Here is a 19,513-nt window from a genome sequence, read left to right as displayed (position 1 = left end):
CGGTGGTTGTCGCGCTGGTGCAGGCCGATGGACGGCTCGTCGAGGACGTAGAGCACGCCGACGAGTCCGGAGCCGATCTGGGTGGCCAGGCGGATGCGCTGGGCCTCGCCGCCGGAGAGCGTGCCCGCCGCGCGGTTGAGCGAGAGGTAGTCCAGGCCGACGTCGACCAGGAAGCGCAGCCGCTCGTTGACCTCCTTCAGCACGCGCTCGGCGATCTTCTTGTCGCGGGCGGTGAGCTTCAGCTCGCCCAGGAAGTCCGCGCAGTCGCTGATGGACATCGCGGAGACCTCGGCGATGGACTTGCCCATGACCGTGACGGCGAGGACGACCGGCTTGAGGCGGGTGCCCTCGCAGGCGGGGCAGGGCACTTCGCGCATGTAGCCCTCGAAGCGCTCGCGGCTGGCGTCGCTCTCGGCCTCGCTGTGCCGGCGCTTGACGAAGGGGACGGCGCCCTCGAAGGCCGTGGTGTACCGGCGCTCGCGGCCGTAGCGGTTGCGGTAGCGGACCTCGACCTGGGTCTTGTGGCCGTGCAGCAGCGCCTTCCTGGCGCGCTGCGGCAGACCCGCGAAGGGGATGTCCGTGCGGAAGCCCAGCGCGTCCGCGAGGGCGCCGATCAGACGGTCGAAGTAGTCCTTGGTGTGGCCGTGCGACCAGGGGTGGATGGCGCCCTCGTCGAGGCTCTTGTCCGGGTCGGGGACGATCAGCTCGGGATCGACCTCCATGCGCGTGCCGATGCCGGTGCACTCGGGGCAGGCGCCGAAGGGCGAGTTGAAGGAGAAGGAGCGGGGCTCCAGCTCCTCGAAGGACAGGTCGTCGTACGGGCAGTACAGGTGCTCCGAGAACATGCGCTCGCGCTCGGGGTCGTCCTCGGGGAGGTCGACGAAGTCGAGCACGACCATGCCGCCGGACAGGCCGAGGGCGGTCTCCACGGAGTCGGTGAGGCGGCGCTTGGCGCTGTCCTTCACCGTGAGGCGGTCGACGACCACCTCGATGGTGTGCTTCTCCTGCTTCTTCAGCGTCGGGGGGTTCGACAGCTGCACGGTCTCGCCGTCGACCCGCGCGCGGGAGTAGCCCTTGGTCTGCAGGTCGGCGAACAGGTCGACGAACTCGCCCTTGCGCTCGCGCACCAGCGGCGACAGCACCTGGAAGCGGCTGCCCTCGGGCAGTTCCAGGACCCGGTCGACGATGGCCTGCGGCGACTGCCGCGAGATCGGGCGGTGGCACTCGGGGCAGTGCGGCTTGCCGATGCGCGCGAAGAGCAGGCGCAGGTAGTCGTAGACCTCGGTGATGGTGCCGACCGTGGAGCGCGGGTTGCGCGAGGTCGACTTCTGGTCGATGGAGACCGCCGGGGACAGGCCCTCGATGAAGTCGACGTCCGGCTTGTCCATCTGGCCGAGGAACTGCCGCGCGTACGAGGAGAGCGACTCGACGTAGCGCCGCTGCCCCTCGGCGAAGATGGTGTCGAAGGCCAGCGAGGACTTGCCCGACCCCGACAGGCCCGTGAAGACGATGAGCGAGTCGCGCGGGAGGTCGAGCGAGACGTTCTTGAGGTTGTGCTCGCGCGCTCCACGGACGATGAGACGGTCGGCCACGCCGGTCCGCACCTTTCTTGGGAGAAGTGACAGGGGCGGGGCCCCCGTGCTTTCTCAGACTAGGGGGAGCCACTGACAACGCCGGTCGGATTCACGGGTTTGAGAACAAAGCCCGACCATCCAGCATGCCCGACGCCGCTCACGACCATATAGCACGCACATTCGATTCACGGCGCCGCTCCAGCCTCTTCACCCGAAGGTGTGGCGCGGCTAGGGTCAGCACCATGATTGATCACGCTCATGACCTGGTGTCTGTGCAGGCCGCGACCGAGCGGCTGCTCACCGCGGTCGGCGCACTGGACAACGCGGCTGTGACCCAGTCGTCACGACTGCCCGGCTGGACCCGCGGTCACGTGCTGGCCCATCTCGCCCGCAACGCGGACGCCCTGGTGAACGTCCTCGAGGGGCGTCCCATGTACGTCTCCGGCGAGGCACGGGACGCCGACATCGAGCAGGGCGCCCCGCGCCCCCTCGGCGTACAGCTCGCCGACGTGCGGGAGAGCGCGGAGCGCTTCCGGGCGGTGTGCGCGGCACCGGCGGACTGGTCGCGCACGGTGGAGCTGCGCAACGGGGTCACGGACCGGGCGGCCGGGGTGCCGTTCCGGCGCTGGGCCGAGGTGGAGCTGCACCACGTGGACCTCGGCATCGGCTACGAGCTGGAGGACCTGCCGGCGGAGTTCGCGGAACGGGAGATCGACTTCCTGGCGCGGCGGTTCGCCGGACACCGGGACGTGCCCGCGACGACCCTGACCGCCGACGACGGCCGCTCCTGGAGCACCGGGGGCGGAGCCGGGGGCGGCCCGGTCATGGTCGAGGGCACGGCCGCCGACCTGCTCGGCTGGCTCGCCGGGCGCCGTGCCGGCTCCGGGCTGAGGGTGAAGGGCGGCGCGCTTCCGGCGCTCCCGCCGCTGTAACGGGGCGGCGACGCTTCCCCGCCGCTGCGCCGGGGACGACCGCGCGGGGCTGCCGCTATAGGCTGACGGCCATGACGTACAGCGGTCGGGTGACGGTCGGCGGCCCAGCCGACGTGCACGAACTCAAGGACCTGATGATCACCAAGGTCGCGGTCGGTCCCATGGACAACAACGCCTATCTGCTGCGGTGCCGGGCCACCGACGAGCAGTTGCTGATCGACGCGGCCAACGACGCCCGGACCCTGCTGGGCACGATCGGTGACGACGGCATCGCGTCCGTCGTCACCACCCACCGGCACGGCGACCACTGGCAGGCGCTGGCCCAGGTGGTGGCCGCCACCGGCGCCCGCACCTACGCCGGCCGGGACGACGCCGAGGGCATCCCGGTGCCGACCGACGTCCTGGTCGACGACGGCGACACCATCCGCGTGGGGCGGGTGGAACTCACCGCTCGCCATCTGGTCGGGCACACACCCGGATCGATCGCCCTCGTCTACGACGATCCGCACGGGCATCCGCACGTGTTCACCGGGGACTGTCTGTTCCCGGGCGGTCCTGGCCGGACGACACGTCCGGAAGAGTTCAACTCCCTGATGGACGGCCTGGAGACCAAGGTATTCGACGTCTTGCCCGATGAGACCTGGGTCTACCCCGGCCACGGCAATGACACCACCCTCGGCGCGGAGCGGCCCCACCTCGCGGAGTGGCGCGCACGAGGCTGGTGACCGTCCGACGACGACCGCCCCCGTTTCACAGCCAAAGCGGGGGCGGTCGCGCGTTCACCGCAGCACCAGCGAAGCCCCCGGGAGGCGTCCACCGTCTGCCGGACCCGCCCTCTCCCGGACGCAGCCGCGTCGTGTGGGACGGGACGGTCACAACGGCCGGCTCGTGCCCTGCGTGAGGACCTGTCGTGGGGCCTGCTGTTACGCGCCCCGGCATCTGCGTGACGGTCGGGCGTCCTGGACCCCGCCCAGCAGCACGAGGGACGCCGCTGAGGCAAGGCGCCACAGCGAAGGGGCGGGGCCCGGCGGACGGACTCCGCCGCGCCCGGGGTGCGGCAGCCGCGGTGTGCGCGGCAAGCCGGCGGAGCCCAGGGAAACGGGTGGACTACCGGCCTCGGGGACCGGGGCGCCGTTGCTGCCGCCCCGCATGAGGCGACGGGAGTGCTCCGGCTGTGCCGACGCGTTCCGGTCTCTGCGCACCACCGTGGTCCGGTCCCCTGATCGGCGGCGGGCCCTCTCACGGCCCGGGCAGCGCATCGGTTCGTGGACCCAGCCGCCGTGAAGGCAGCGGACCCCGTCCGCTGCGGCTTCACCGCCGCCTCCCAGGGGGCGAGTGGTGACTGCTGGTGGTTATGCGGCTTTCAGCGCTGCCAGCCGCGTTTCGATCTCGGTCGCGTCGTCGAGCCCTTCGAGCTGCTCGAACTGCGCGTCCAGGGAGGAGGCGGCAAGTTCTTCCTTGCCCATGGCACGGGCCTCTTCGCGGCGCACCTGGTCCTCGAACCGGCTGAGTTCGCTTGTCGGGTCGAGGACGTCGATGCTTTTGACGGCGTCCAGCATGCGGTTTTGTGCCTCGGCGGACTTGGCCCGTGCCACGAGCTGGTCGCGCTTGCCGTGCAGTTCGCCGAGTTTGAGCTGCATCTGGTCGAGGCCTTTCTTGAGTTTCTCCACGACGGCCGTGTTGGAGGCGATGGTCGGCTCGGCTGCCGTTGCCTCCCTTTCGGACTGCAGCTGCCTGCTCAGGGCGACCTTGGCCAGGGTGTCGAACCTGTCCGCGTCCACGGGGTCTCCCGCAGCGCGCAGTTCGTCTGCCTTCTTGCTGGCTGCGAACGCTTTGCGGCCCCACTCGGCGGCGGCTTCCCTGTCCTCCTTGTAGTCCTGTTCCATCAGCCGCAGGTTGCCGATGGTGGTGGCCACCGCCTGCTCCGCCTCCCTGATGTTGTTGGTGTAGTCGCGGATCAGCTGGTCCAGCATCAGCTGAGGATCCTCCGCCTGGTCGATGAGGGCGTTGATGTTGGCACGGGCGAGCTGAGCGACCCGTCCCAGGATGGTCTGCTTGGTCATGACACCTCTCCTTTACGCGAGTGAGGGAGGGAAAGTCGGTGGTGTCAGAAGCGGCCGCCGCCCATCCGGGCGCGTGTTCCGCCGCCTCCGAAACTGACCGGCCCAGCGCTGTACCCGCCACCGAAGCCACCGAGCAGGATTCCGCCGAGCATGGCCCCTGCCAGTCCGCTGCCGGTGCTTCCGACCGTGTACACGCCGGGCTCGAGGGCGACGCCGAAACCCTCTACGTCCTCCTGGGCCAGGAGCAGCGCATCCTGCGCCAGTGCGTCGGCCTGCTGCGCCTCCGCAAGGGCATCGCGGGGAACCGCCCCGGCATCCCGGCCGGCGACGAAGGCCTCGGCCCGCTGCAGCCTGCGCTGCGCCTCGGCGAGCCGCGTACGGGCCTCGCTGCCGACGGCCCCCCTGTTCGTGATGACGTAGTCGACGGCCTCGCCGACGCTGGACTGCGCACTGAGTACCGTCCGCTCGAGCAACGCCCGGGCGCGCCGTGTGCCCTGCTCGCTCTCCTGCGTCCTCATGAGAGCCTCGTCGAGCCCGGCATCGGCCTCCTCCACCCGGCGCAGCGCGTCGATGGGGTCGTACCGGCCCGCCTCCACGGCTCTGCGTACCTCGCTCGCCACGGTTTCGGCGCGCGCGATGCGCCCCTGCAGGGCGGCAGTGGGAAGCTCCTTGGCTCCCTGCAGCAGGCCACGCGCCTCCGCCAGATCCGCGTCCGTTTCGGTCAGTGCGCCCGGCAGCGCGTCGGCCGCGTCCGCAAGTTCCTGTGCCCGCCGGTCGACAGCTTCGATCAGCCGGTCGGCCTGCGCCACGGCCGCCTCTGCGGCCCGCACCTGGATCGCGGCCGCGCCGTTGTCGTTGCCCTCCACAGCCTGCCGCGCCTGCTGCAAGCTGTTCCGAGCGAACTGCAGTCGGCTGCCCGCCTGCTCGACGTCGCTGAGGACCGGTGCGATGGCCGAAGAGGCGTACCGCTCGCGCATGGCGGCCAGAGTGCCCTGCGCGCTGACCACTCGGTCGCTCGCGGTATCGAAGGCGGCCTGAGCCGCGGCCAGGGCTTGGGGCGCGTTGCGTTCGAAGCCGCGCAACCGGTCGAAGTCCTCGGCCTTCTCGTCCAGCAGACGATTGGCCTTCGCGCACCGAACAAGAATCTCCTGGACCATCTGCAGGCGGGTCGCTTCGTCCTCGGGGTAGGCGTCGTCAAGTTGCTGCCGCAGCCGGAACGCCTCAGTCAGCTCCCGCTTCGCCGCCTCCACCGCTTCGGTGAACGGCTGGATGGCATCGTCGCCGAACTGCGCCGCGGCGAAACCCAGTTCCTCCTGGCTGGTGCGCACCGCATCGTCGGTTCGCACCAGAGCCTGGCGCGCCTGCGCGTCGAGATCCGCCGGCGACTCCGGGGACGGCCCGCCCCTCGTCTCCTCGCCGCCGTCCCGCGGCCCGACCGCCCTGCGCGACCTGCGCCTCATCAGGGCGAACGCGACCAGAGCCACTGGAACGAGCACCAGGAGCAGAAGGAGCCAGCTGCCTGAGCCGACGCCTACCTGCTCGCCCTGACCCGGATCCGCCGCTCCGGGCGTCACGTCCACCGTGGGCACGGGCCGACCTGAGAGCACCGCGCCGTACCCCCGGGCGGCGCCGATCGCCGCTCCCGCCCAGTCGTTCTGCCGCAGCGCAGGCGAGACGGCCGTTGCGTCGACCTCAGTCAGGTCCCGTCGGGTCAGCGGCGAGCTTGTCTCCACAAAGTAGGCGTACTGCCGGTCACCGGTGGCGACAGCGAGGAGCACGTCGCTGGCGCCGAGGCCGTTCCTCGCGGCTGTCTCGGACGCCCACCGCTGTGCGGAGCGGCCGGAGAAATCGCGTACGTACACCACGAACAGCTGAAGTCCGTGTTCGTCGGCCAGCCGAGCCAGCGCCTCGGCAACTTCGGGTTCCCGGTCGCCGAGTGCCCCGGCCCGGTCCGTGATTTGTCCTTCCTCTGACAGGTCGACCGGGGCGTCGGCCGAGGCAGCATGCGCAGAAGCCAGGGTCAGGCCGCCGACGGCCAGCAACACGGCCAAGAAGATGCGCACAAAAGTGCGTATAAAGGCATTCAATGTTATGCGCCTTCGGGCTCTTCGGCGATCGCTCGGCCCGGCCGGCGAACACGCACACCCGGCCGACCGGCAGCCGATCACGGCACCGCGCCCCAGGGCGGTGTGCGGCGACACCCAGCCCGCAACGAGCAGGACCGGCCGGGAATCGTGACGGTTGCGCACCCCGGGCGAGAAGGCATCAGCACTGCCCGGCGCCGCCCCGCTTCGCTCCGGCCTGCTCATCGCACGCCCCCTTTCGTACGGCCCTTCACCGACCGCGTACCCGCCCCGTTCATGCTGATTCATCCAAGAAAATCGGTTATTCGCTCTTTGTCCGTTGCCTGCGCAGGAAGCGTCGTGGACGGGCAGCTTCCCTCAGCCGGCGACCGACGGCGCCCTTCACCGCCGACGGCTGCGCGCACACGCGTCATGGGCGCACGGGCGGCTACCGCACGAGCGTTCCGTCTTCCGGCTTGGAATCGCGAGAGAGGCGCGCGCCTGCCGGAAGGCCGCAGGGGCGAAGCGAGCCCTGGCAGGGCGTCAGGGGGCGGCTCGCGGCGACCCGCCTCGTGCGGCAAAGGGCGACAACCTGGGGAGAGCCCGACAGTTGCACAGAAAACTAAACCAAACGTGCATATCTAGTGATTATGTGTGCTACTTGAGATTGGACGTGTGGGAAGCGCCCAGCGACTGCTGGGCCATCAGGAATCAGGAGGGACATCATGCGCAGAATCGCCAGTACGGCACTGATCGCCGTTCTGCTCGCTCTCGCTCCGGCAGGGGCCGCGTTCAGCCAGGAGAATGCCGAACAGGCGAACCCGCCGGCCGTCAGCGCTACGGTTCAGGCCCAGGACAACGAGAACGAGGATGACGACAACACGGGCCTGTGGGGCCTCCTCGGCCTCCTTGGTCTGGCAGGCCTGATTCCGTGGCGCAAGAAGCGCGATCACGGCCACCAGGAGTCCACGACCCGTCACACCGGCATGTGAGGTGAGGCGGGGAGGGCGCCACGGGGATCAGAGGACGCACGAGGCAGGCATCCGCAGCGAGGACGCCCGTGTGGCTGCCTTCGTCTCCATCGGCCTGACCGTCACCGCACGGGCGGTCTCGCCCACAGCGAACCGCCGCCTGGGTGCCGAGCCCCGCGCCCGCTCCTCTCTTCCCCACACGTTGCGGGAGAGCCGTGCGCACGGTTCCGCCACCGGCGTTGCGATGCGGGGACCCCGCCCGCGTACCTGTGCGTATGGAGCTCTCATCAGATGGAACCGCGACAAGGGCGCGAGGCTGCTCCTCGTGGCCGGAAATCGGCTCGGCTACTGAGAAACGGACGAAGAGGCCACCACGACCAGCGTGGCCACACGTCGGGTGCGGTCGCCGGCTCCGCCACCGGCCCCCCTGAGACCGGTGGCGACGGCGAGCAGCATTACGGCCCCGGCGAGCAGGTGGAGGCGGCGGCGCCGGACTGGCCGACCGAACTGCCCAAGCAGTCGTGGCGCACGATACTCAAGGGCACGCTGCGGGAGTTCAAGGACGACGAACTGGCTGACCGCGCCGCGGCCATGACGTACTACGGGATACTGTCGCTGTTCCCGGCGCTGCTCGTACTTGTCTCCCTGCTGGGCCTCGCCGGCCGGTCGGCCACCGACACAGTGCTGGACAACCTCAGGCAGCTCACTCCCGGCATGGCCCGGGACATCATCACCCGCGCCGTGGAGCAACTCCGGAACAACCCCGATGTCGGTTCGATCATGGCCGTCATCGGCATCGCGCTGGCGGTGTGGTCGGCCTCCGGTTATGTAGCGGCGTTCATCCGCACCTCCAACGCTGTCTACGACATGCCCGAAGGCCGCCCAGTGTGGAAGATCCTCCTCCTGCGCATCGCGCTGACGGTCATGCTGATGGTCACGGCGGTGCTCAGCACGCTGATCGTGGTTTTCACCGGCGGCCTGGCCCGCCTGGCCGGTCAGGCGCTCGGTTTCGGGGACACGGCACTGTCGGTGTGGTCGGTCGCCAAGTGGCCCGTCCTGGTCATCCTGGTCACCCTCATGATCGCCGTCCTGTACTGGGCGAGCCCGAACGCCGACGTGAAGGGATTCAGGTGGATCACCCCAGGCAGTTTCCTGACCCTGGTGCTCTGGATGATCGCTTCCGCCGGATTCGCGTCGTACGTCGCGCACTTCGCGTCCTACAACCGGACCTACGGCACCATGGCCGGCGTCATCGTGTTCCTGATCTGGCTGTGGATCACCAACCTTGCGATCCTGCTGGGCCTGGAGTTCGACGCCGAGACGCTACGCCGGCGGGCAGTCGTCGGCGGCCACCCCCCTGACGCCGAGCCCTACACCCAGCCCCGCGACACCGAGAAGTGGGACACCGAAGACCGGCGCCGCATGGACGAGACCTGACCGCACACCGCGCCCCGCCGCACCCCTCGGAATGACCGTTGCTCCACCGGGATCCCGCAAGCCGTGAACGTGTCTGGCAAGGCTTCGGGCGCTCAAGCGGATGGAGGCGCACGATGATGTGACTCCACCACACATGTCCTGCAGGACATCGTGAGCAGTTGCACCGGCGTTTGGAAGGCTGTCCGCTTCGAGCAGTTCGAATCCGGTGTGAAGGTGACCAAGGCGCCGACGAGGAACCCCGGGCCGGAACCCGACTGGGCGCGCAGAACGGCCCGGCACCGGGCTCCGCGCGCAGCGAGGCCGGCAGCAAGCCGAAGCCGTGCGGGCCGGTACGACTGCGTGAGGCCCGCCGTGGCGTTGTCCCCCCATCCGTCCGCGCGCTGGAAGTAGCCGTTCATGGAGCGGGAGTGCCGGGCACATCCGCCCTGGTCGGCGATCGCCACGGCGTCCTTCCCCTTGCGGCGGGCGGTCGTGGCCGGGCCGATTCGGAGGCTGTGGCCCGTCCGGGCGAGCGGGACCCCGGCGCGGGCGCCGGTCCGCCTGATGGCCCGGGTGACGGGGTCGGGGGCCATGCCGCCAGTGACGTTGCCATGCCGGTCGACGCCCACGAATGCGGGCGCTGTCGGCTCCCACCAGCGTGGCGGGGCCTCGGCGGTTAGGCGGGTCCCGTACGCCGTCCACGCCTCCACCGGGCGGACCTCCGGGTCGTCCTGGTAGTTGGTCTTCGCGTCACGGACGCTGTGCTTGGTCCTACCGGTGAGCACCGACACGACCAGGCCGCGCGGCGTCGGGGCGACGTCCCCGAGGAGAAGGCCGGCGGGATCCTGCGCACGCGAGGCGTAGTGCAGGCCGGTCGGGACGAGCGCCTTGCCCCGGGCCCCGGCGAGGGTGTCGGGGCAGGCGCGCACCACCCGGTGGAGGCCGGGGACCTCAGCCGCGGCCGCCTGGCCCCGGCCGCGCCGCTCGCCTTCCTGCAGCATCCGCACAGTTGGGCCGTCCAGCGCCTTGCGGGCGGCCGCTTGGTCGTCTCGGGACACGGCGCACCCGCGCCCGCGAAGACCGACGACGACACCGGCAAGGATCGTGCCGGCCGACGAGGCGGCGCAGCCCCTCCCGTTCTGCCGGCCCCCCGGAGCATCCACGTCACGAGCGCGACCAGGGAGCCGCGGGTGCCCTCGGTGAGCGGGAGGCCCTGGGCGGTGGTGAACCGCTCCAGGACCCGCCACGACTTCACGTGTGTCCCGGGTGTTCTCCGGGGTGATCTCCTTTCCGGGCGGCGTGGGCAACACCCACAAGGACCCGAAGGCGTTCGCCAGCCTGATCCACGACGTCGAGACCAAGATCTTCGACGTGCTCCCCGACGAGACCTGGGTCTACCCCGGCCACGGCAACGACACCACGCTGGGCGCGGAACGCCCGCACCTGCCGGAGTGGCACGCGCGCGGGTGGTGAGCGGCGGGGCGCCCGCCCACGCACCCCGTGTGAATCCTTCGCCCGCTCCCGTGTGCCGCGCGCGCTGCCCGCACACGCCTCCACGCGGTCCGCTGGAGGCGGTTCCGCTCAGGACGACGGCCCCTGGGCGGATGGGCCGCAGGTCCCCGTCCCCGCCCTCGACCGGCGGCCCGGATGACGGGTGAGACCGGCTGACGGGCGGGAGGCTGCGGGTGAGAGGCGTGCGCCCGGCGGGCGGGTCCTACGCCTCGGCCACTCCGGTGCCGGCCAGCGCCGCGATCCGCTCCACCGCGAACACGTACCCCTGTACTCCGCACCCCGCGATGACGCCGTCGGCGCGCAGCGAGACGTAGGAGTGGTGCCGGAAGGACTCGCGCCGGTGGATGTTGGAGATGTGGACCTCCACCACGGGCAGCCCGTCACAGGCGTTGAGGGCGTCCAGGATCGCGACGGAGGTGTGCGAGTAGGCGCCGGGGTTGATGACGATCCCGCAGTGGTTCAGCCGCGCCTCGTGGATCCAGTCCACCAGCTGACCCTCGTGGTTGGACTGCCGCAGGTCCACCGTGCCGTTGTGCGCCGCCGCCGCCCCGGCGCACAACGCCTCCACGTCGGCGAGCGTGTCGGAGCCGTAGATCTCCGGCTGGCGCCGGCCGAGCAGGTTCAGGTTGGGGCCGTTGAGGATCATGATCGGGGCGGTGGCCAGATTGCGGGGCACGGTTCCTCCGGTCCGTTCGGGATGGGGCGGTCCTCGCCGGAACCGCTGCTCGGACCCGGTTTATCACGGTGCGCCACGCGGCCGCCGGGCCCTAACCTCCCGGCATGACCGACATCGTGTATCCGCCCAAGCCCTCACCGGGCGACCGCATCGCCGTGATCTCTCCCTCCGACGGTCTCCCGGGACTCTTCCCGCTCCCCTACGAGCTGGGCCTGGAGCGGCTGCGCGGCGAGTACGGGCTGAAGCCGGTCGAGTACCCGGCGACGCGCGCCATGGGCTCGACACCGGCGGAGCGTGCCGACGACATCCACGCCGCCTTCGCCGACCCGGAGATCAAGGCGGTCGTCGCGTCGATCGGCGGCGACGACCAGATCACCGTCATACCGCTGCTGGACCGGGAGCTGATCCGCGCCCACCCGAAGCCGTTCTTCGGGATGAGCGACAACACCAACCTGCTCGCCTTCCTGCGCGAGACCGGGATCGTCGGCTACCACGGCGCGAGCGTGATGGTCGAGCTGGGCCGCCCCGGGGCCCTGCACCCGCAGACCGCCGAGTCCCTGCGGGCGGCTCTGTTCACCTCGGGCGCGTACGAGCTGCGCCCCGCCGAGCGGTGGGGTGACGTCAACCGGGACTGGGCGGATCCGGCGACCTTCGAGGCGGAGCCGGAGACCCGGCCCGGGACCGGCTGGACCTGGGTGAACGCCGACCGGGTGGTCGAGGGCCGCACCTGGGGCGGCTGCCTGGAGATCGTCGGCTGGATGCTGATGGCCGGCCGCGGGGTCGCGCGGGACCTGTCGGAGTACGACGGCGGTGTGCTGTTCCTGGAGACCTCGGAGGAGCTGCCGAGCGCCGAGGAGGTCTTCCGCACCCTGCGGAACATGGGCGAGCGGGGACTGCTCGGGCGCTTCTCGGCACTCCTCATGGGCCGCCCGAAGACGTGGTCGTTCGAGCGGCCCCTCAGCCCGGAGGAGGGCGCGGCCTACGCCGCCGCGCAGCGCGAGGCGGTCTCGCGGGCGATGCGGACCTACGCCCCGGACGCCCTCGTCGTCTTCGACGTGGACCTCGGGCACACCGATCCGCAGCTGGTGATCCCCTACGGCGGCCTGGTCCGCGTCGACGGTCCCGCCCGGCGCATCACCGTCACGTACTGAGGCCGCCGGCCCGCCTTCCGTCTCCCGGGGTGATCTCTACGGGTTGATCGCCAGCTCCAGATAGGCCGCGAGCAGCACCAGATGCACTCCTCCCTGGAGCGGTGTGGCCCGCCCGGGGGCCACGGTCAGCGCGCTCACCACCACGGTCAGGGCGAGCAGCACCATATGGGTGTTGCCGAGGCCGAGGACGAGCGGGCCGGGGAGCCAGAGGGAGGCCAGCGCGACCGCGGGGATGGTCAGGCCGATGCTGGCCATCGCCGAGCCGAGCGCGAGGTTCATGCTGATCTGGACTTGATCACGGCGTGCGGCGCGCACCGCGGCGATGGTCTCGGGGAGGAGGACCAACAGGGCGATGATCACACCGACGACGGCGTGGGGCAGGCCGGCCGTCTCCACCGCGGACTCGATGGTGGGTGAGACGCCTTTGGCGAGACCGACCACGCCGATCAGGGCCAGGCCCAGCAGCCCCAGGCTGATCAGCGCGGTGCGCGTGGACGGCGCTTCGGCGTGCTCCTCGGTGTGCTTGCCACCGGTGGCCGCCTCGCCCTGCCGGGGGACGGGCAGGAAGTAGTCGCGGTGCCGCACGGTCTGTGTCGCCACGAACAAGCCGTAGAGGATCAGCGAGGAGACCGCCGCGAACGTGAGCTGCACGGTGGAGAACTCCGGGCCCGGCTTGCTCGTGGTGAACGTCGGCAGCACCAGACTGAGGGTCGCCAGCGTCGCGACCGTGGCGAGGGCCGCACCGGCGCCTTCCGAGTTGAAGACCGCCGTGCCGTGGCGCAGCGAGCCGACCAGAAGACTCAGTCCGAGGATGCCGTTGCAGGTGATCATCACGGCCGCGAAGACGGTGTCCCTGGCGAGGGACGCGCTCTTGTCCCCGCCGTCGATCATGAGGGTCACGATCAGCGCCACCTCGATCACGGTGACGGCGACCGCGAGGACGAGGGAGCCGAAGGGTTCACCGACCCGGTGGGCGACCACCTCGGCGTGGTGCACGGCCGCCAGCACGGCTCCCGCGAGAACCAGGGTGACCACGACGACGACCGCTCCGGGCAGACCGCGTCCCCAGGTGAGGACCAGCAGGACCGTGGCGAGCAGAGGCACCAGGGTCGTCCACTCCGTCACGAGCCGCCTGAGCCGAGCGATCATGGGGCGATCGTCCCAGAGGTGAAGGGACGGCGCACCTCGCCGGCGATCCCCTCCGACCGTGTCCGTCCGCTCCGCCGTCCTGATCGTCTCGGGGTCGTCATGGTCACGGATGGCCTCCTCGTACGAGTCGTGTTCGGTGGGCGCCGGAGGGCGGCGCGGGACGTCCGCGGTTCTTCGGCGGAGTGCCGTTGCCGGGCACGCCGCCGGAAACACGCGGGCGCCGGGAGCGAAGGTCGGCGATGCGCTTCCCTCCGCTCCCGGCGCCGGCTGTTCTTCTGTGCGGCGACGGGGTCAGGCGCCGACGCTGTCCTTCTCCTGGCCCTCGCCCGGGCCCTGCGCGGCCTCGGCCTCCGCCATCTTGCGGGAGGCCCGCAGGCTGGTGATCGTGGTGACGATCAGGACCGCGCAGATCACGCCCAGCGAGACCGGGATGCTGATCTCGGGGACATGGACCCCGGACTCGTGCAGCGCGTGCAGCACCAGCTTCACGCCGATGAAGCCGAGGATGACCGACAGGCCGTAGGAGAGGTGGACCAGCTTCTTCAGCAGGCCGCCGATGAGGAAGTACAGCTGCCTCAGGCCCATCAGGGCGAACGCGTTCGCGGTGAACACGATGTACGGGTCCTGGGTCAGACCGAAGATCGCGGGGATCGAGTCGAGCGCGAACAGGACGTCGGTGGTGCCGATGGCGAGCATCACGACCAGCATCGGGGTCATGACCCGCTTGCCGTTCTGCTGGATCCACAGCTTGGTGCCGTGGTACCGGTCGGCCACGCCGAAGCGGCGCTCGGCGGCCTTGAGGAGCTTGTTCTCCTCGTACTCCTCGTCCTGTTCCTCGGCCCGGGCCTCCTGGATGAGCTTCCAGGCGGTCCAGACCAGGAAGGCTCCGAAGAGGTAGAACACCCAGGAGAAGTTGGCGATGATCGCGGCGCCCGCGGCGATGAAGACGGCACGCAGGACCAGGGCTATGAGGACACCGATCAGGAGGACCCGCTGCTGGTACTGCGACGGCACCGCGAACTTCGCCATGATCAGGACGAAGACGAAGAGGTTGTCGACGCTCAGCGACTTCTCGGTGATGAAGCCGGCGAAGAACTCACCGGCGGGCTGGCCGCCGCCGAAGACCAGCAGGCCGAGCCCGAAGAGCACGGCCAGGGCGATCCAGACGACCGTCCAGATACCGGCTTCCTTGATGGATACGTCATGCGGCTTGCGGCCGATGAAGAAATCGACCGCGATCAGGGCGGCAAGGCCCACGATCGTCAGGACCCATAGGGTCATGGAAACTTCCACTGCGCCTCCGGCAGATACGTCACACGGCAGATGTCAGCGTCGTCGCTGCCGGAGGTCTCTTCCACCCGGGCCCGAGCGCTGGACAGCGCCGAGTGGCCCACGGGCCGACGCCCCGGGATCTGGCCTGATCCGTATTGACGGGGTCGCCGCACAGACAGGGAGTACTCCCCTCCGTACGGATGACAGTACCCCATTCACCAAGGATTGGTAAAGGACTGGGTAAAGAATGGGATAAAGCCGCAGCTAGAGCGGCGTTACCGGGAGCTTGGCGCAGGCTGCGGGGTGCTCACCGGCTCCATGAGCGGCGGGCGGCGGCGACCTGGGTGAGCACCTGGTGGAGGACCTGGCTGCCGGGCGGCACCAGCGGGGGCTCGTACGTCCAGGCGTGCCCGACCCACGGGTCGGCCAGATGGTCGTCGGCCACCGGGGTCAGCCGCAGCAGTGAACGCCACAGCGGGTCGAGCAGCGGGCCGTAGCCGGCGGACTCCTCGCGGTCGGCGACCATCATCAGGTGCACACCGACGGACGGGCCCTCGTCGGCGAGGTAGCGCAGCTGGTTGACGGCCCGGTCGTCGAACCCGTGCGGGAAGTCGTTGACGATCAGCAGTTGCTGGGAGGTGTCGAAGCCGGGGGGCAGGGCGTCGGGCGCACCTCCGCGCAGCGCCATCTGCACCAGGTCGACCCGCTGGGTGAGCCTGCCCAGTACGTCCGTCACGCCCGCGGCGCCCACGGCTGGCGGGGCGGCCAGCACACCGGTCCGCGTCAGCGGTGCCAGTGCCTGCGCGCCGGATCCGGCCGGGTCGATGACGTGCACGGTGAACTCGCCCGCCGGGTAGACGGCGAGCAGCCGGGCCGCATGGGCCACCGCCGTCTCCATGGCGAGGCGCCGCATGTCGTGGGAGTCGGTGAACGATCCGTCGAGCGAGCCGGTCCGTCCGCTGTCGATCCACAGCCCGCGCTCCAGCGGCAGCCGGAGCAGCATGGGAATGCGGATCCGGTCGGCCTCGGGAAGGCGGAGGTCGCCCAGGCGCAGCGCCATGGGTATCTCCATGGGCACCCGGTAGGCGTGCCAGACGGGATTGTCCCAGCGCGCGAAGGCCGGGGGCAGCGCGGGTTCGACGACCTCGGCCTCGGCGACGAGCTGGGCGAGGTCCCGGTCGAGGGCTTCCCTCGCCTGGTCGACGAGCCGGCCGTGCCGGGCGCGGGCCGCCTCGCGCGCGGCGTCGCCCTGGCCTCCGATCCGGCTGCGCGGGTCGGACAGGGCCTGCTCGAGCTCCTTGTCCATGCGCGACTCGGCGAAGTCGACGGCGCTGCGGTAGGCGGCGGTGGTGCGGGCCAGGTCCTCGAACATGCCCCAGACCTGGTTGTAGAGCCGCTCCTCCATGGACCAGCCGGTGGCGTCCCCCGCGACGGGCTGCGCGGGCTGCCCGGGCAGGGACGGCGGCGCGGTCGGAGGGGGCGGCGGCGGAGCGGAGGTCTGACGCCGGGGGTGGCTGTAGTCGATCGGGCCGCCGCCGACGGCCGGGGACGGGTCCGCCGCGCCGGCTCCCCCGTACGCCGGCTGTGGTCCGTCCTGGCCCGGCAGGCCGGCGGGCTGCCCGCCGTACGCGGGTGGCACGGGGCCCGGGGCGCCCTGGGGCGCGGTGCCGCCCTGGTCCGGGCCGACCGCCGGTGCGGCGGCCTGGCGGGAGCGGTCGCCGTCGGACGGGCGGGGCGGGGGCGCCTGCACGGAGCGGGCGAGCCCCCGCGCGACCGCCTCGCCGATGCCGGCCGCGAGCTGCTGGGCCTGGGACAGTCCCTGGTCGGTGAAGAGTTCGGCCAGGCCGCCTGCGTACCCCTGGCCGACGGCGCGCACCTTCCAGGCGCCCTGCCGCCGGTAGAGCTCCAGGGCGACGACGGCCGACTCGGCCTCCAGGCCGGTGATGGTGTAGCTGGCGATCCCGGTGCCGTCCAGGCCGGTGACGGCGACGAAGGGGGCCGCCACGGCGCCGAACCGGACGGGCCCCGGGCCGCCGCCCGGGGCGGGCAGGGCGAGCAGCACGCTGACCCGGTGGACCGCGTCCGTCATGGCGTCCAGGTCCACCGCGAGACGGTGGTCGGCGGCCGCCTGCCGCGACACCTCCAGGCCGGGCTGGGTGGGGGCGCCCGGATGGGCGACCCACTCCGTTCCGTGGATCCGGCCGTTCTCGTCGCCGAGCGCGGCCGCGGCCACGATCGGCGTGCCGGCCGAGATCCGGATCTCCAGACGGGACTGGGAGAGCGGGTGGTTCTGCCCCCGCACCAGCTCGGCCGTCATCGCCTTGGTCCCCCTGTGTCGCGTGTGATGGGTGCGTGTCTCGCGCCGGCCGCCGCGGCCGGCACGGCCTCGGGTGCCTAGAGAACCGGCAGGATCGCCGGCATCAGGTCCTGGAAGGTGCGGCCGTTGGCCGGGTTGCCGAGGGCCGTCATCGTCCAGCCCGAGCCCGAGCGGTGCACCTTCGCCATGATCTGGGCCGTGTAGGCGCCGCCGCCGGCCAGCGTGTAGCGGGCGAGTTCCTGGCCGTTGGTCTCGTCGACGAGGCGGCAGAAGGCGTTCTGCACCTCCTGGAAGGTCTGGCCCGTGAAGGAGTTCACGGTGAAGACGATCTGGTCGATGTGGACCGGGACGCGCGACAGGTCGACGAGGATGGCCTCGTCGTCGCCGCCCTGGCCGACACCGCCGACGAGGTTGTCGCCGGTGTGCCGCACGGAGCCGTCGTCGCTCACCAGGTGGCGGAAGAAGACGACGTCGACCGGCTGCTTGTCCGCGAACAGGACGGCGGAGGCGTCCAGGTCGACCTCCCGGGTACGCGAGCCGAACAGGCCGCGACGGGGAGCCGCCTGCCAGCCGAGACCCATACGGACCGCGGTCAGGCTGCCGCCGTCGTTCTTCTGCAGACTGATGGCCTGACCCTTGGTCATGTTGACGGTCACGCGCTGATTCCCCTCTCGAACTGTCCCCTGTTGCCGCGGAACCGCGGTTGACCAGAACCCTACGCAGGGGCACTGACAGTGACGTACCCCGGTCCGCACTTTGTGTCGGTCTTGCAACACAGTCCGTGCGGGGCGGGGGCGGGCGGGGTTCGGGAACGCGCCGAAGGCGCCGGTCGCGGGCTGCGGACCGGCGCCTTCCGGGGCCGTCGGGAGGGCCGTCAGGACAGGCCCGCCTCCTGCATCTGCCGCAGTTCCTTCTTCATCTCGGAGACCTCGTCGCGCAGCCGGGCCGCGATCTCGAACCGGAGGTCCGCGGCGGCGGCCCGCATCCGCGCGGTGAGCTCCTCGATCTGCTCGGCGAGTTCGGCGGCGGGACGGTCGGTCGGCACCGTCTCGCCGGCCTTGCCCTTGGCGCTCTTCGCGCCCTTGGCCGCCTTGGCGCCGAGGGAGGGCACGGGCGCCTTGGTGCCGCCGCCGTCCTTCTTGGCCTTGCGGTAGCCGGAGCCGAGCAGTTGCTCGGTGTCGACGTCCTCGCGGGCGATCTGGGCGACGATGTCGTTGATCTTCTTGCGGAGCGGCTGGGGGTCGATGCCGTGGGCCCGGTTGTAGGCGATCTGCTTCTCCCGGCGGCGGTTGGTCTCGTCGATGGCCTTCTCCATCGCCGGGGTGATCTTGTCGGCGTACATGTGGACCTGGCCGGAGACGTTGCGCGCGGCGCGTCCGATGGTCTGGATCAGGGAGGTGCCGGAGCGCAGGAAGCCCTCCTTGTCGGCGTCGAGGATCGCCACCAGGGACACCTCGGGCAGGTCGAGGCCCTCCCGCAGCAGGTTGATGCCGACGAGGACGTCGAACTCGCCGCTGCGCAGCTCCCGCAGCAGTTCGACCCGGCGCAGGGTGTCGACGTCGCTGTGCAGGTAGCGCACCTGGATGCCGAGTTCCAGGAAGTAGTCGGTGAGGTCCTCGGCCATCTTCTTGGTGAGCGTGGTGACCAGGACGCGTTCGTCCTTCTCGACGCGCGAGCGGATCTCGTGCACCAGGTCGTCGATCTGGCCTTCGGTGGGCTTGACGACGACCTCCGGGTCGACGAGGCCGGTGGGGCGGATGATCTGCTCGACGACGCCGTCCGAGCGGGAGAGCTCGTACTGGCCGGGGGTGGCCGACAGGTAGACGGTCTGGCCGATGCGCTCCTGGAACTCCTCCCACTTCAGCGGCCGGTTGTCCAGGGCGGAGGGCAGCCGGAAGCCGTGGTCGACGAGGGTGCGCTTGCGGGAGGCGTCGCCCTCGTACATGGCGCCGATCTGCGGGACGGTGACGTGCGACTCGTCGATGACGAGGAGGAAGTCGTCCGGGAAGTAGTCCAGCAGGGTGTTGGGCGGGGAGCCGGGCGAGCGGCCGTCGAAGTGCATCGAGTAGTTCTCCACGCCGGAGCAGGTGCCGATCTGGCGGAGCATCTCGATGTCGTACGTGGTGCGCATGCGCAGGCGCTGGGCCTCCAGGAGCTTGCCCTGCTTCTCCAGCTCGGCCAGGCGCTCGCCGAGCTCCTTCTCGATGTCGTTGACCGCGCGCTCCAGACGCTCGGGGCCGGCGACGTAGTGGGAGGCCGGGAAGACGTACAGCTGCTGGTCGTCGCTGATGATCTCGCCGGTGAGCGGGTGGAGCGTGGACAGCGCCTCGATCTCGTCGCCGAACATCTCGATGCGGACGGCGAGCTCCTCGTAGACCGGGAAGATCTCGATGGTGTCGCCGCGGACGCGGAAGGTG

Annotated in this window: 15 protein-coding genes and 1 pseudogene; 6 read left to right on the top strand and 10 right to left on the bottom strand. The window is 70.8% G+C overall.

The annotated features are described in order from the left end of the window. A partial coding sequence (gene uvrA / locus RIM90_RS22395) for an excinuclease ABC subunit UvrA (RefSeq protein ID WP_309062537.1) occupies window positions 1–1,592 on the bottom strand: 1,592 nt, incomplete at its 3' end. A gap of 224 nt (window positions 1,593–1,816) precedes the next feature. Here uvrA and RIM90_RS22390 point away from each other — a divergent pair. After that, window positions 1,817–2,506: a maleylpyruvate isomerase family mycothiol-dependent enzyme gene (locus RIM90_RS22390; RefSeq protein ID WP_309062536.1), complete on the top strand. Its 690-nt coding sequence runs from the start codon at window positions 1,817–1,819 to the stop codon at window positions 2,504–2,506. Between the two features lie 71 nt (window positions 2,507–2,577). After that, window positions 2,578–3,231 (top strand): MBL fold metallo-hydrolase, encoded by a 654-nt coding sequence (locus RIM90_RS22385; RefSeq protein ID WP_309062535.1) that lies wholly within the window; start codon window positions 2,578–2,580, stop codon window positions 3,229–3,231. Between the two features lie 627 nt (window positions 3,232–3,858). On the opposite strand, the gene RIM90_RS22380 is transcribed toward RIM90_RS22385, so the two are convergent. After that, window positions 3,859–4,569 (bottom strand): PspA/IM30 family protein, encoded by a 711-nt coding sequence (locus RIM90_RS22380; RefSeq protein WP_309062534.1) that lies wholly within the window; start codon window positions 4,567–4,569, stop codon window positions 3,859–3,861. 44 nt (window positions 4,570–4,613) lie between these two features. Beyond that, window positions 4,614–6,632, bottom strand: a complete 2,019-nt coding sequence (locus RIM90_RS22375; RefSeq protein ID WP_375165520.1) for a TPM domain-containing protein — start codon at window positions 6,630–6,632, stop codon at window positions 4,614–4,616. A 725-nt stretch (window positions 6,633–7,357) separates the two neighbouring features. Between RIM90_RS22375 and RIM90_RS22370 the strand changes: the two genes are divergently transcribed. Further along, window positions 7,358–7,624 (top strand): WGxxGxxG family protein, encoded by a 267-nt coding sequence (locus tag RIM90_RS22370; RefSeq protein WP_309062533.1) that lies wholly within the window; start codon window positions 7,358–7,360, stop codon window positions 7,622–7,624. Between the two features lie 270 nt (window positions 7,625–7,894). Continuing rightward, entirely contained in the window at window positions 7,895–9,040 is a 1,146-nt protein-coding gene (locus RIM90_RS22365; RefSeq protein ID WP_309062532.1) for a YihY/virulence factor BrkB family protein, read from the top strand. Between the two features lie 92 nt (window positions 9,041–9,132). Here the strand turns inward: RIM90_RS22365 and RIM90_RS22360 are convergent, their stop codons facing one another. After that, window positions 9,133–10,020 (bottom strand): hypothetical protein, encoded by an 888-nt coding sequence (locus RIM90_RS22360; RefSeq protein ID WP_309062531.1) that lies wholly within the window; start codon window positions 10,018–10,020, stop codon window positions 9,133–9,135. A gap of 265 nt (window positions 10,021–10,285) precedes the next feature. Between RIM90_RS22360 and RIM90_RS22355 the strand changes: the two are divergent. Next, window positions 10,286–10,492 (top strand): annotated as a pseudogene (locus RIM90_RS22355) (MBL fold metallo-hydrolase); the annotation flags it as partial. A gap of 241 nt (window positions 10,493–10,733) precedes the next feature. On the opposite strand, the gene aroQ reads toward RIM90_RS22355, so the two are convergent. Continuing rightward, window positions 10,734–11,207, bottom strand: coding sequence for a type II 3-dehydroquinate dehydratase (gene aroQ, locus RIM90_RS22350; protein WP_309062530.1), 474 nt, complete (start codon window positions 11,205–11,207; stop codon window positions 10,734–10,736). Window positions 11,208–11,311: 104 nt separating this feature from the next. Between aroQ and RIM90_RS22345 the strand changes: the two genes are divergently transcribed. Continuing rightward, window positions 11,312–12,358 carry an LD-carboxypeptidase gene (locus RIM90_RS22345; protein ID WP_309062529.1) on the top strand — a complete coding sequence of 349 codons (1,047 nt, stop codon included), beginning with the start codon at window positions 11,312–11,314 and terminating at the stop codon, window positions 12,356–12,358. 36 nt (window positions 12,359–12,394) lie between these two features. Here RIM90_RS22345 and RIM90_RS22340 read toward each other — a convergent pair whose 3' ends face one another. From RIM90_RS22340 to RIM90_RS22320, 5 genes are all read right to left on the bottom strand, one after another. Continuing rightward, window positions 12,395–13,507: an ionic transporter y4hA gene (locus RIM90_RS22340; RefSeq protein WP_309062528.1), complete on the bottom strand. Its 1,113-nt coding sequence runs from the start codon at window positions 13,505–13,507 to the stop codon at window positions 12,395–12,397. 291 nt (window positions 13,508–13,798) lie between these two features. Continuing rightward, window positions 13,799–14,800: a TerC family protein gene (locus RIM90_RS22335; RefSeq protein WP_309062527.1), complete on the bottom strand. Its 1,002-nt coding sequence runs from the start codon at window positions 14,798–14,800 to the stop codon at window positions 13,799–13,801. Window positions 14,801–15,086: 286 nt separating this feature from the next. Then, window positions 15,087–17,096 (bottom strand): TerD family protein, encoded by a 2,010-nt coding sequence (locus RIM90_RS22330; protein ID WP_309062526.1) that lies wholly within the window; start codon window positions 17,094–17,096, stop codon window positions 15,087–15,089. 77 nt (window positions 17,097–17,173) lie between these two features. After that, entirely contained in the window at window positions 17,174–17,752 is a 579-nt protein-coding gene (locus tag RIM90_RS22325; protein WP_142196045.1) for a TerD family protein, read from the bottom strand. Between the two features lie 218 nt (window positions 17,753–17,970). After that, the coding region (locus RIM90_RS22320) for a helicase-related protein (protein ID WP_309062525.1) at window positions 17,971–19,513 on the bottom strand (1,543 nt) is incomplete at its 5' end.

The organism is Streptomyces sp. (genome assembly GCF_031181555.1).
GTDB lineage: Bacteria > Actinomycetota > Actinomycetes > Streptomycetales > Streptomycetaceae > Streptomyces > Streptomyces fimbriatus.
This window is presented reverse-complemented; position numbering and strand designations above follow the sequence as displayed.

Excerpts from the sequence above, each read along its gene's own strand:
- RIM90_RS22390 (WP_309062536.1), top strand. The coding sequence starts at position 1,817 with ATGATTGATCACGCTCATGACCTGGTGTCTGTGCAGGCCGCGACCGAG.
- RIM90_RS22385 (WP_309062535.1), top strand. The coding sequence starts at position 2,578 with ATGACGTACAGCGGTCGGGTGACGGTCGGCGGCCCAGCCGACGTGCAC.
- RIM90_RS22380 (WP_309062534.1), bottom strand. The coding sequence starts at position 4,569 with ATGACCAAGCAGACCATCCTGGGACGGGTCGCTCAGCTCGCCCGTGCC.
- RIM90_RS22370 (WP_309062533.1), top strand. The coding sequence starts at position 7,358 with ATGCGCAGAATCGCCAGTACGGCACTGATCGCCGTTCTGCTCGCTCTC.
- RIM90_RS22365 (WP_309062532.1), top strand. The coding sequence starts at position 7,895 with ATGGAACCGCGACAAGGGCGCGAGGCTGCTCCTCGTGGCCGGAAATCG.
- RIM90_RS22360 (WP_309062531.1), bottom strand. The coding sequence starts at position 10,020 with ATGCTGCAGGAAGGCGAGCGGCGCGGCCGGGGCCAGGCGGCCGCGGCT.
- RIM90_RS22345 (WP_309062529.1), top strand. The coding sequence starts at position 11,312 with ATGACCGACATCGTGTATCCGCCCAAGCCCTCACCGGGCGACCGCATC.
- RIM90_RS22340 (WP_309062528.1), bottom strand. The coding sequence starts at position 13,507 with ATGATCGCTCGGCTCAGGCGGCTCGTGACGGAGTGGACGACCCTGGTG.
- RIM90_RS22330 (WP_309062526.1), bottom strand. The coding sequence starts at position 17,096 with ATGACGGCCGAGCTGGTGCGGGGGCAGAACCACCCGCTCTCCCAGTCC.